This window comes from Mariprofundus micogutta, from assembly GCF_001895085.1.
Classification (GTDB): Bacteria; Pseudomonadota; Zetaproteobacteria; order Mariprofundales; family Mariprofundaceae; genus Mariprofundus; species Mariprofundus micogutta.
Genome location: NZ_BDFD01000011.1, coordinates 24,300 through 36,981, shown reverse-complemented (window position 1 = coordinate 36,981; position 12,682 = coordinate 24,300). Strand labels below are relative to the sequence as shown.

At 49.6% G+C, this 12,682-nt stretch carries 12 protein-coding genes and 1 tRNA gene; 2 read left to right on the top strand and 11 right to left on the bottom strand.

Features of this window, described 5'->3' with window-relative positions; all coding sequences use genetic code 11:
- Window positions 1-89 precede the first annotated feature (89 nt).
- From ptsP to MMIC_RS07180, 11 genes are all read right to left on the bottom strand, one after another.
- On the bottom strand, window positions 90-1,787 hold the full coding sequence (ptsP, locus tag MMIC_RS07230; RefSeq protein ID WP_072659798.1) for a phosphoenolpyruvate--protein phosphotransferase: 1,698 nt from the start codon (window positions 1,785-1,787) through the stop codon (window positions 90-92).
- Window positions 1,784-2,053: an HPr family phosphocarrier protein gene (locus MMIC_RS07225; protein ID WP_072659797.1), complete on the bottom strand. Its 270-nt coding sequence runs from the start codon at window positions 2,051-2,053 to the stop codon at window positions 1,784-1,786. The genes ptsP and MMIC_RS07225 overlap by 4 nt, the downstream gene beginning before the upstream one ends.
- Window positions 2,050-2,490 (bottom strand): PTS sugar transporter subunit IIA, encoded by a 441-nt coding sequence (locus MMIC_RS07220; RefSeq protein ID WP_072659796.1) that lies wholly within the window; start codon window positions 2,488-2,490, stop codon window positions 2,050-2,052. The genes MMIC_RS07225 and MMIC_RS07220 overlap by 4 nt, the downstream gene beginning before the upstream one ends.
- A 2-nt stretch (window positions 2,491-2,492) precedes the next feature.
- Window positions 2,493-3,374 (bottom strand): RNase adapter RapZ, encoded by an 882-nt coding sequence (gene rapZ / locus MMIC_RS07215; protein WP_072659795.1) that lies wholly within the window; start codon window positions 3,372-3,374, stop codon window positions 2,493-2,495.
- Entirely contained in the window at window positions 3,371-4,324 is a 954-nt protein-coding gene (gene hprK / locus MMIC_RS07210) for an HPr(Ser) kinase/phosphatase (protein ID WP_072659794.1), read from the bottom strand. The genes rapZ and hprK overlap by 4 nt, the downstream gene beginning before the upstream one ends.
- Entirely contained in the window at window positions 4,324-4,764 is a 441-nt protein-coding gene (locus MMIC_RS07205) for a PTS sugar transporter subunit IIA (protein WP_072659793.1), read from the bottom strand. Before MMIC_RS07205 ends, hprK begins: the two co-directional genes overlap by 1 nt.
- Window positions 4,765-4,772: 8 nt before the next feature.
- Window positions 4,773-5,330 (bottom strand): ribosome hibernation-promoting factor, HPF/YfiA family, encoded by a 558-nt coding sequence (gene hpf, locus MMIC_RS07200; protein WP_072659792.1) that lies wholly within the window; start codon window positions 5,328-5,330, stop codon window positions 4,773-4,775.
- A gap of 100 nt (window positions 5,331-5,430) precedes the next feature.
- Window positions 5,431-6,828: an RNA polymerase factor sigma-54 gene (gene rpoN / locus MMIC_RS07195; RefSeq protein ID WP_072659791.1), complete on the bottom strand. Its 1,398-nt coding sequence runs from the start codon at window positions 6,826-6,828 to the stop codon at window positions 5,431-5,433.
- Window positions 6,829-7,018: 190 nt separating this feature from the next.
- Window positions 7,019-7,345, bottom strand: coding sequence for a Grx4 family monothiol glutaredoxin (gene grxD, locus MMIC_RS07190; RefSeq protein ID WP_072659790.1), 327 nt, complete (start codon window positions 7,343-7,345; stop codon window positions 7,019-7,021).
- Between the two features lie 3 nt (window positions 7,346-7,348).
- Entirely contained in the window at window positions 7,349-7,582 is a 234-nt protein-coding gene (locus MMIC_RS07185) for a BolA family protein (protein ID WP_072659789.1), read from the bottom strand.
- A 38-nt stretch (window positions 7,583-7,620) separates the two neighbouring features.
- Window positions 7,621-7,697, bottom strand: a tRNA-Ile gene (locus MMIC_RS07180).
- A gap of 139 nt (window positions 7,698-7,836) precedes the next feature.
- Here MMIC_RS07180 and MMIC_RS07175 point away from each other — a divergent pair.
- The gene (locus MMIC_RS07175) at window positions 7,837-9,162 is read left to right on the top strand and encodes a DEAD/DEAH box helicase (RefSeq protein WP_072659788.1); all 1,326 of its coding nucleotides are present in this window, start codon (window positions 7,837-7,839) and stop codon (window positions 9,160-9,162) included.
- Between the two features lie 106 nt (window positions 9,163-9,268).
- The gene (locus MMIC_RS07170; RefSeq protein ID WP_072659787.1) at window positions 9,269-12,682 is read left to right on the top strand and encodes a response regulator; all 3,414 of its coding nucleotides are present in this window, start codon (window positions 9,269-9,271) and stop codon (window positions 12,680-12,682) included.

Here is a 12,682-nt window from a genome sequence, read left to right as displayed (position 1 = left end):
TGGGACGCGAAGGGTAAACGGCTTTGTCCAATTCGGCAAAGAGCAGATTGTGTTTATGGGGAAAATGTACTGATAAAATCGCAGTATCGTTAAGAAATCAGTGGCAGATAGGTCTGGCGGCTAAGGTATCGTCGAATAGTGAGTATATTACTCGCGCTCATGGAGAGGTATTGCATGTCCAGATTCAGAAATGTGGCAGTCCATTCCGGATCGGCAGCCAGTTCACCACAGACTGATATCGGGATGCCATGTTTTTTTGCAGCTGATGCCGCCAGAAGAATCAGCTGCAAAATAGCGGCATGACCAGATTGATACAGGCCGGCCATCTCGTCATCGCTACGATCCGAAGCCAGTGTATATTGCATCAGATCATTGGTGCCGATGGAGAAGAAGTCGGAAACTTTGCCGAGGTCTTCCGCGATCAGGGCTGCTGCAGGTACTTCGATCATGGCGCCAATCGGAGGCAATTCGGTTATGCCGAGCTGATTTCGACACTGATCTGCCAGTTCTCTGACCTGTTCCATCTCTTCGCGGCAGCTGATCATTGGCACGAGAATGTTTACCGGACCTTCCTGCGCTGCCCTGATCATGGCACGCAACTGGACTTTCAACGGTTCAGGGTTTCTCAGCATTAAACGAATACCACGCAGACCCATGGCTGGATTGGCACCGGAGTAGTCGGCACCGGCCAGATCACGATAGAGCCAGGGGCGATCACCACCGACATCAAGCAGACGCATGGTGACAGGTTTCCCCTGCATGCGACGGACAAGCATCACATACTGTTCAAACTGGAATGTTTCATCAGGCATGGTTGTTTCATTGATGAACAGGAATTCGCTGCGATAGAGGCCGATCCCGTCAATACCAATCGATTCAGCCACATCAAGTTCTTCCGGAAATTCGATATTCGCCATCAGCTTTAATTCACGGCCATCTTTGCTGAGTGAAGGTTTGCAGGCAAAGGCTTCCAGTCCGCGTTTGCTGACCAGAATAGCCTCCATAAATTTGCGGTAGGCCTTCTGCTCAATCTCACTTGGATTGAGTACCCAGAGCCCCTGTTCTGCATCGAGAATCAGTATCTCACCATCATGGATGTCATTAAGAATGCCGGTAGCACCGACCAGTGCCGGAAGGCCGATGCCGCGGGCAACGATGATGTTGTGTGCGTCAACGCCACCCTGCTCCGTTACTACGGCAGCAACACCATGGCGCCACATATGCACAATATCGGAAACTGAAAAATCATCCCCGACATATATTACAGGCTCTTTATCTGCACTCTGTTCCTGCAGTCCCTGTTCTGGTTTTGATTGCCCCAAAAGGTGACTCAGTATGCGTCGGCCAGCCTGTTCAACATCGTCTTTGCGATTGCGCAGATATTCATCCTTCATCTGTTCAAACACCGTTTGAATGACGTCCATTTCCTGTCTCAGTGCCCATTCAGCATTGATACACTCATTTCGGATACGTTGGCTGGCGGATTTCAACAGTTCGGGGTCTGCAATCAGCATACAATGCACATCTAGAATCAGCATTGGATCACGTGTGCCGATATTGCTTAAATGTTGGCGCTCTTCATCGATCTCTTTTTTTGCGGCGGTGATTGCCTGCAGCAACCGGTCTACTTCAGCTTCAAGCTGCTCAGGTTTGAGATACTTTTCAGGGATTGGCTGGCGCCCGTGCAATAGTTTTTGAACCCGGCCGATAACAATGCCGGAACTGGATGCAACCCCCTTACCGTCGCGACGGTTTTCCGGTAGCTGTCCAAATCGCTTTGGACTCACCCGCCTTCTCCAAAGTGGTTGTTGACCAATGTCTCCAGAGCATCGAGCGCAGAATCGGCATCGACACCGTCTGCAATGAGTTTCAGCTCTGTTCCTTTGCATGCAGCGAGCATCATAATGCCCATGATGCTTTTACAATTCACTTCGATGTCATCTTTGGCGAGTTTAATATTGCTCTCAAAGCGACTGGCTTCAGTTGCCAGTTTAGCCGAAGCCCGGGCATGCAGTCCCAGCTTGTTCTGGATTCTGATGAAGCGTTCAGTCATCGCCGCCCCCCCTCAGTACTCTTCTTGTCTGATTGTCCGGTATTGTGAAGATGCGGAGCAATGCGCATATACAGCCGACCTGACTCAACGACCTGTTCGGCCAGCTTCGCAAGATTCTTCTGTTTGTCCCGCAGTGTTGCGGCTTTGATCAACAGCGGCAGGTTAAAGCCGGATACCACTTCAACATGACCGGCTTGCAAGCAGCCCATGGCAATATTGCATGGGGTTCCGCCAAACATATCGGCCAGCAGAAGTACGCCTTTGCCGATGTCACAGGCACGTATTTTTGCCTGCATAGAGCGGGTCAGTTCATCGGGAGTTTGCGAATCCAGAACATCGAGTACTTCGATCAGTGGCTGTTTTCCCACAATATGTTCCATGGCTGCCAGCATTTCACTGGCAATGCGTTCATGGCCAATCAGGACAATACCGATCATGCTTATTTTGCCTCCGGGCTTACATCTATTATGCTGCTGTGACTGATGCCCAGTTCACGATGCTGTACGGTAGGTTCGGCCCAGCCCTGACTGTTCAGCCATCCCGAGATCAGTTCGGCCATATACACTGAGCGGTGGCGTCCACCGCTGCAGCCCATGGCAATGGTTAGGTATTGCTTGCGTTCTTTGCGAACCAGCGGCCATGTGAATGCCAGCCAGCGCTGGATATGTAATGCTGCCTCTTTGACATCTTCGTAACTCTCAAGAAAGGAGATCACGCCCTGATCACATCCTGTCAGAGGTGCCAGCTCCGGCTGGTAATGCGGGTTGGGAAGAAAACGCATATCAAAGACGATATCGGCATTAGCAGGCAGACCGTTTTTATAACTGAAAGAGATGATGTTGCAGATCATCTGTCGTTTCTTTTTGCCGGGTTTCAGGCAGAAAATGTCGACCTTTTCTGCTAGTTCGTAAGGTGTGAGGTGACTGCTGTCGAGAACCAGGTCTGCCATGTTCCGGATTGCCAGCAGACTCTCCCGTTCAAGCCTGATGGATTCCATCAGGTCGGAGCCTGCCGGAAACGGGTGGCGGCGTTTAACTGTGGAGAAGCGCCGCCTTAAAACCTCATCCTCTGCTTCGACAAACAGCAATTGCCACTGGTCATGGCTTGGAATGTCCTTGATGGCGGCGCGAATAGCTTTGGCTGTGAAACCACTACGTGAATCCAGGCAGACGGCTGCAGGTTGTTTGCGTGCCAACATACTGTTGGACCAGTCAGATAATAGCTCCAGAGGAAGATTGTCGGTGCAGAAAAAACCTGCATCTTCCAGAGCATGCAATACGGTACTTTTTCCGGCACCGGAGAGACCACTGATTAGTATCATAGCTCCTGGCCGCCTTCGTCAATCTTGTGTTGCAGAGATCGCACGAAGTCATCACCGCTGTCGATGCCACGTTGTTTCAGCAGTTGATTACGAGTTGCAACTTCGACCAACACTGCAAGAGAGCGGCCGGTTCGAATGGGAATGGCAATGCGGGGAATGCTGACTTCAAGAATTTCAGTATCACTGTCTTCGCCGAGGACTCTGTCTTCTGCAGCCACCTGGTCCCAGGGTACAAGCTCAACCACGAGGCTTAATCGTTTGGTATCAGTGATGGCTGCAGCGCCATAGAGGTCGCGGATATTCAGAATACCAATGCCACGAATTTCCATGTGGTAACGTAGTGTGTCCGGGCTTTTGCCTACTATGGTAGTCGGGTTTTTTCGTGAAAACTCCACCATATCATCAGCAATGAGGCGGTGGCCACGGGAAATCAGCTCCAGCCCGATTTCACTTTTACCAATGCCGCTGGCACCTGTAATCAACACACCCAGGCCAAAAATATCCATGTAAACGCCATGCTGATAGACCACTGGTGCCAGGTGCTGGGAGAGAAAGAGCATCATGTTAGTCATGAATGTTGAAGATGGATCATCAGACACTATCAATGGAGTGTCGGTGCGTTTTGCGGCATTGAGTATAATGTCGGGAGGTGTTTGATTGCGGGTAATGACGACGCCAGCCAGACGCAAATCAAATACGGCATCAACAGCAGTTTGCTGTTCCTGAAGGCTGCGGGTAGCCAGATAATGTAATTCGGTCTGACCGATCACCTGAAGTCGGTAATCACTCAAATGTTCAATAAATCCGGCGAATGCCAGGGAGGGTTTCTGCATGCGTGGATGGTCAATATAACGATCAAGACCGGCTTCTCCGGCCAGAAGGCGCATCTTGGCAGCTTCGCCCTGTGCGGCCAGCAGTTCACGGATTGTGATACGGCGGGCCAGGGTCATTATTCTTTTTTCACCAGTTCGGAAAATATATCCGCAATATCCTGCGTGCTTCGGGCATGAAGAATGGCTTCCCGTACACTGCTTTGCTGCAGGGTTCGGGCCAACTGTGCCAACAGCTCCAGGTGTTGACGGTCATCCGAATCTGGTACCAGCAGTAACACGACAATATGCACAGGTTCGCCATCAATTGAATCGAAGTTGATCCCCTCGATATGGCGTCCAATGGCAATCATGGGGGTCTGCAGGTCAGGCATGCGGCCATGGGGTATAGCTATCCCATGGCCGATTCCTGTGCTTCCCAGTTGCTCACGCGCCATGACGACCTCCATTACCCGGTCGGGGTCGATGGAGGTTAATATATTGGCAACCTCGGTAATCAGAGCTCGTTTACTGTTGGCTCCACAATCGAGGATGACATGTTCAGGCGTTAGCAAGCGCATAGTTGTGATCAGGCTGCTTCGGGTTCAATCCAGCTTAGTGCGCCGTCAGGTCGACGATAGACTGCATTAAGCTGTTCGGTCTGCCCGTTGGTGAAAAACAGCACATCGCGGCTGCCCAGCTCCAGCTGCATCACTGCTTCATCCACACTCATCGGTTTGGCATCGATCTGTTCATGGCGCAACGTTTCAGGCTGGTGATCTTCAGTCAGCTCATCTTTGTCATTGGCCATATCCAGAACTTTGTGTGAAACCTTGATTTCACGGCCTACCGGGTCACCACGATGACGACGAAGTTTTGCCCGATAGCGTTTAAGCTGACGGTTGAGTTTATCTACGACTCCATCAATTGAGGCATACATATCTTCAGTCTCGTGACTGCCGTGAATGTTGATGCCACTGGCTTGCATGTTGACTTCACAGCGTTGACGAAACTTCTCCACCGAAAGCACAACATGCACGTCTACGACGTGGTCGAATGAGTGTTTCAGGTGTTGCAGTTTGTCATCCACATAAGCCTTCAGCGGCTCTGTGAGATCTACATGACGTCCGGTGATGGATACTTGCATGTTGTTACCTCCGCTTTTGTTTTATTGTAACAGCCTTGCTGTGACTGGTTACATTTGGAAAGATGTTTTCTTTCCTTTCTGATATGTATACATATCAGGGCTAACGTGTTTTTGTACCACGCCGCCGTTGGCTGCTTGGGGGCAGCCCTAACTGTTCTCGATATTTCGCTACAGTTCTGCGTGCGATTTCAATACCTTCTGCCTGTAATCGGTCGGCAATGGCCTGATCCGAAATAGGGCGTCCTACAGGTTCGGATTCAATCAATGCTTTCACACGTTGTTGTACACGATAGACCGATATCGTACCTCCACCACGTGTCGGTAGGCCAGCAGAAAAGAAGCGTCTGAGCTCAATCATGCCGATTGGTGTGTCGGCATATTTTCCGTTGGTGACTCTCGAGATGGTGGATTCATGCAGGCCGACCTCTTCTGCCACATCTTGCAGGGTCAGAGGTTTCAGGCCCAATACACCATACTCAAGAAACGTGCGTTGACGCTGGGCCAGACACATGGCGACTTTCATCAGTGTTTCACTACGCTGATCCAGTGCATGCAAGAGCCACTTAGCCTCTTTCATGGCCTGCGTCATAAACTCTTTGTCTTTCCCCTTCCATTCGTGCTCTTTCCAGCGTTCATTGATACTAATGCCTCGCCAGCCAGTGCCGGGAATATCGACTTCTATATTGTTGTCATTATTGCGGCGGAAGACGATTTCAGGTCGGATGAAGTAGTTATTGTCTCCGCGCAGGCCATGGCCCGGGAACGGGTCCAGGCGGCGCATGCGGATTCTTGCCTGTACAATCGTTTCCACATCACATTCAACCTTTTTTGCCAACTCTTCATCATGAGCCAGCAGGGCATCGGCAAAATGCAGCAGTAATCGTTTGACCCAGCGATCAATTTCGCATGTGTCATCCAGCTGCAACAGCAGGCATTCGGTAACATCCCGAGCTCCGAGACCGGTCGGGTCAAGCTGATGGATAACATTGAGTAGTACGCGTTCTACCGTTTCACCATCGGTTTCAATATTGCCTTCAAGTTCTTTGGCAAACTCGGAGGGATCATTGCGAAAATAACCGTCATCATCGAGAGAGTCGATCAGGGCATGTGCGACTTCTCTTTCATTATCTGACATGGGTTGGCGGTCAATCTGATCATGCAGGCTGTCGCTGAGGTTTTCTTCACCTGCCCAGAGTTGTTCGCGGTCAATATAGCGGTCGTCATCACGCGTGGAGGGTGCATACATGCTTTCCCAGCGATCATCGCCCTGCTCTTTCCACTGCTCCTGCTCTGAGACCTCAATGGCCTTTTCCTGTTGTGCCGGTTCTGCAGCAGTAGCTGCATTAGGGTCCATTTCCAGCATGGGATTGGATTCGATGGATTCTTCCAGATAATTCTCAAGTTCCATACAATTCATAGCCAGAACCTTGAGGCTCTGGGTCAATTGCGGCGTCAAGGCCAGTCGCTGGCCAAGCTTATGGGAAAGTTTGGTTTCCATCAGTCGTTCAGATTGCCTTTGTATGCATAAAAACTGGTTTTAGGATTGTACGCTTGCTGCTGTGGGTAGAATCCACGGAAGTCTGGTGAGGGAGAAGTGTTCTTAATAACCATCAACATCCTTTTTATAACAAAATCAGCACCGTTAATCAAGCACTACGCAGTGCATGGAAGGCAGCGTAAGGCTGAGGTTACGCTTCTTTTTTCAGTGGAGCCAGCAATTCTTCCAGCTCACCATTTTCATGCATTTCCGTCACGATATCACAGCCACCAACGAAATCAGCTTTGATATATAACTGCGGGATGGTGGGCCAGTCAGCGTAAGTCTTGATACCCTGGCGCACTTCTTCACTGAGCAGTACATTCACCGCTGCAAATGGAACACCATAGCCTGAAAGGATACCTGCTACGCGCTGGGAGAAGCCACACTGAGGGAAATCGGGCGTGCCTTTCATAAACAGGACAACGTCATTGTTTTTTACGACCTGATCAATCTGCTCTTGTACGGGATCACTCATTGTTTACTCCTTGGGAATCGAGGTCTTCAACGCCAGAGCGTGAATGGCCTGTTTCATATGTTCACCCAGCGCGGCATAGACCATCTGATGCTGGGCAATACGTGATTTGCCTGCAAAACTTGCTGAAACAACATTCATTTCAAAATGGTCGTCACCGGAATACAGATGTACCTGTACTTGTGCATCAGGAATATGCTGGCGTACCATGTCGGCAATGTCTTCTGGTTTTGGAGGCATATTCTTCCTGTTGTTCTCTGATTAATATATTCAGGGAGTGGTGGGCTCACTAGGACTCGAACCTAGAACCAACCGGTTATGAGCCGGTTGCGCTAACCAATTGCGCCATGAGCCCGCATTCCCGGAAAGCGGGCAGACTAGGGCCTAAAATAGAGGACTGCAATCATAAGCAGACTAGGGAAATTATCTTGCCCTGTATGGATGGATAGTAACATTTGTGGCAAGCCTAACGTCTAGCGCGTACAGTTACCGCCATGAAACAGACACTTGTCATCAAACCAACGCTATTTACCGAACTCAATCTTCCCGAATCACTGCTGAAGGGCATTGAGGAGCTTGGCTTTACGGAGATGACGGATGTGCAGCAGATTGCACTGCCGATGACACTGGCAGGCAAAGATGTCGCCGGGCAGGGGCGAACAGGTACGGGTAAAACAGCAACGTTTCTGATTACCGCCATTAATCGCCTGCTTTCAACTGAACCGAAGCAGGGTCGCAGCAAACATCATCCTCGCGTATTGGTTATAGCACCCACTCGCGAGTTGGCAGTACAGATATCCGATGATGCCGCCAAGCTGGCCAAGTTTACTGATCTGAAGCTGCATACTGTGTATGGCGGTGTTGATTATGAAAAACAGCGCCTCGGTTTTGAAAAGGGTGTCGATATCCTGATCGGTACACCGGGTCGTTTGATTGATTACCTGAAGAAACGGGTCTATTCCTTATCCAAAGCCGACATGCTGATTATCGACGAGGCTGATCGCATGTTCGACCTTGGTTTCATCAATGATCTGCGCTTTATGCTGCGACGATTGCCGAAATATGATCAGCGCCAGTCGTTGATGTTCTCAGCCACACTATCTCATCGTGTGCTGGAGCTGGCTTACGAGCATATGAATGAGCCTGAGAAGCTGCGTGCCGAAGATGGTGACGTGACGGCCTCCGGTATTACTGAATCGATGTATCACACCAGTATGGATGACAAGTTTCCGCTGCTGGTTCATCTATTGCGCGAATCCGATGTGAAGCGTGGCATGATTTTTATTAATGAGAAACGTACCGGAGAGAAAGTGGCCCGTAACCTGGCCCGCTACGGTTTTTCAGTCGGTATACTTTCCGGCGACGTTCGTCAGCAGAAACGCACGCGTATTCTGGATGATTTCACCAAAGGTAAGCTGCATCTGTTGGTGGCTACCGATGTTGCCAGTCGTGGTCTGCACATTGACGGTGTTAGCCATGTGTTCAATTACGATCTTCCTGAAGATGCTGAGAACTATGTTCACCGCATTGGTCGTACTGCCCGTGCCGGCTCAACTGGCACTGCTATTTCTTTCTCATGTGAACGCTTCTGTTTCGGCCTGCCTGATATCGAAACCTATATCAGTCGCCAGGTGCCTCTCTGCCATATCGAACATGAGATGTTACAAATCGGTCAGCCAACCAATCCTGAAGCCACTGCAGAAGGATTGAAGAAAGAGGATAAGGCGGAGCAGGGTGGCCAGGCCGGGCGAAAAGGGCAGCCGAACAATAACCGTAATCGCAACCGTAGAAGACCATCAGGGCGCAACTCCAGATCATAAGGCAACTGGAATTGCCGCTCATGCATGCGGTCATCCTTCACAAATGAAAAAATAGTCTATACTGAGAGTTACTGGTTGCACATGGAGGTGTAAACAAGGAGCTCGAATGTTCACTTCTCTTCAGCGAAAGTTATTAATCATGATCCTGTCTGCAGCCGTGATCTGCACCTCTATTATGGGGTGGTCATGGTATCAGTCGCATCTATCCATGCTTGATGAGTTGGTGAAGGAACGCATCCAGGTTGAAGCGATGCTGATCGGGCAAATGACCCATGATTATCTAATACAAAAGAACGGGCCTGCTGCAGCGAAAGTACTCGATGCTTCATTGGCTGCCGATGGACACTTCCATGCCGTTCATCTTCTACTTCCTGATTATTCGCTGCTGGCAGCAGCAGGGGATCCGATTGCTCCCAAGTTATGGTTGAATGGGGGCGTGAAACATGCTCTGGAGCATGCACCGACCGAGCATTATATTTTACATCCGGTACATGACAACGAACAACTCATAGGCCATGTGTTGATAGAACTGGAGCAGGTTTCCTTGCTTCAGGATAAAGAATCCGTCGTTTATGTGATGTTGTTGACGATGTTTATCAGTCTCTTTTTTGCAGTCGGTATCTTTATCATATACCGCAACCAGGTCAGTCAGCCACTTGCCCTGCTGGCCACGCGAATGAAAGAGATGCTCGAAACCGATCCGCTTGGCCAATGGATTGAGACAGGGGAAAGATCTGATCACCCCGGCTTTGAACGTATTCCAGTTGAATCCAGAGATGAAGTGGGCGAACTGGTATCTGCATTCAACGAGCTCCTGGAAGATCTCGAGCTCAATTTTGAGCAGGTATACAGCCAATATCATGATTTGAAATTAAGCCTGCATCAATTCAAGGAAATGACGATTGCCACGCCATTGCCGATTGTTATCTCGCGTATAGAAGATGGGCAGCTGCTTTTTCATAACCCGGCAGCTTTGGAGCTCCTTGATGATGATCGAACAGAGGTAAGGGATAAGCATATCTCTGAATATTATGTGGATACCGATTCCAGGAAGATGCTGCGTCGCAAATTGCGTCGGGATGGTGCTGTCACCGGTTATGAGTTTGAGGCTCGCAAGATGACAGGGGGTAAGTTGTGGATTTCGGCTTCTGTGCGAAGCATTGTATATAATGGTGAAGATGCCTATTTGGCCGTGCTTGCAGACTTGACCGAGCGCAAGGAGCACGAAGACCACTTGCGTCAGTTCAATGAAAAACTGGAAGAGACAATCAAGGAGCGTACGCGTGACCTGAAGAAGGCCAAAAATCAGGCGGAATCCTCGAGCCGGGCAAAAGGGGTATTCCTGGCCAATATGAGTCATGAGATTCGTACGCCAATGAATGCCGTGATTGGCCTGGCTCATCTGGTACTTGATACAGAACTTGACCCCATCCAGCGGGACTATCTGGTGAAGATGCTTGGTGCGTCTGAAGACTTGTTGGCGATTCTCAATGAGATTCTAGATCTCTCCAAGGTTGAAGCCGGGAAGTTGACGATGGAGGAGATTGACTTTGATCTGTCGGAAACCCTTGAGAAATTAACCAGTATTGCCGGTCTGAAAGCCGATGAGAAAGGATTGAACTTTATTGTCGATTATCCGCCAGAAGTTCCAATGCAACTGGTCGGGGATCCACTGCGCTTGCGGCAGGTGCTGATCAATTTGGTGAATAATGCAGTCAAATTTACTGAATCCGGAGAAATTCGCTTATCTATTGGGGTAATGGAACAAGAGCAAGATTCTGTTTTATTGCATTTCTCTGTTTCAGATACGGGCATCGGCATGTCCCACGATGATCTGGACCGTTTATTTAAAGCCTTCTCTCAGGCCGATAGCTCTACTACGCGCAGATTCGGAGGTACCGGTCTTGGTCTGGCGATCAGTAAACATCTGGTGAAGCTGATGCGTGGCCGAATGAGCGTGGACAGTATGCCGGGTAAGGGAAGCACCTTTCATTTCACGGCCAGTTTCGGGCTGAGTAAGGCTTTGCAACCATCGAAGGTATTGTTGCCCGAGGCACTGCAGCAGATGCGTGTATTGGTTGTGGATGACAATCCAACCGTGAACCTGGTGCTGAAGCGATATATGAAAGCCCTGAACCTGAATCCTGAATGTGCGGATTCGGCAGAAGCGGCGCTACTGAAAATCGAGAGCTGTTCTGAACCCCCCTTTGATCTGGTGCTTATGGACTGGAAGATGCCGGGCTTGGACGGGATAGAGGCAAGCCGTCTGATCAGAGCCAATGACACACTATCCAGGCAGCCAAAAATCATTCTGGTTACGGCCTATGGCGGCAACGGACACTTTAGTGATGATGATCGGTCGACCATTGATGCCAGCATGGTTAAGCCGGTAAGTATGAACTCGCTGGTGAACACTATAATGTCGGTTTTTGAATGTAAGCCTGACAGCATTAACCTGGCCTATGGTCACAAACCTCTGGCATATATGGCACCGGAACATTTACGCGGAGCGCATCTTTTGCTGGCTGAGGATAATGAAATCAATCTCCAGGTGGCGATGGGATTGCTGGATAAGGTGGATATCAGCGTTCGGGTTGCACATAGCGGCATTGAGGTGCTGGAGGCTCTCGATGAAGAGCAGTTTGATGCTGTCTTGATGGATATGCAGATGCCGAAGATGGGGGGGCTGGAGGCAACCCGGAAAATCCGGCTCGATGGGCGATTTAACGATCTTCCGGTTATTGCCATGACTGCCAATACTATGGTTGATGATATCAGGAAATGCCGCGAAGCAGGTATGAATGCGCATATAGGAAAACCGATTAATCCCGAGCAGATGTATGAAATACTTGGTGAGCATATCCATGTAACTACAGCAGACACTGAGCATATCGTTAAAAAAAGAAATGGTTCTCATGGATGGGATGATTCCGCAGCTTTGCCTTTATTAGCGGGCATTAATGTCGAAGCCGGCATACAGCGTCTTTCAGGTGACAAAACCGGCTATTTTAACATTCTCAAAAAATTCAGACATAGCCATGAGGCATTGGGTGAGAATCTACAGGAGTTGATGGATGCTGGAGAGAATACAAAAGTATTAGACAAGCTGCACGGGCTCAAGGGCGTGTCAGGTAATATCGGGGCTGATGAGTTGCATCTTGCTGTAAAGAACCTGGAAACATCTCTGAAACAAGGTGGTCCTGATGTCAGCAGTCGCCTTTCAGATGTTTACTGTCAGCTCGACATCGTCATGCAGAGCCTGCGTGAGTGGTGTGATAAGGAAAAGGCTTCTTCGTTTCAGTCTGTTGAATTAATAGAGGCGATGCCTTTGCTGGAGAAAATGCGCGATTTACTCATGGATAGCGATGGCGATGCATCCGATTATATGAATGAGATCAAAGAGAAATTCATGGGCAGTGAGATAGAGACTGAAGTCAGGCAACTACACGCCTGTATTGATCAGTATGATTATCAGGCAGCTCTGGCTGTGGTGAATAGGCTGGTCGAAACAGCCAGATAA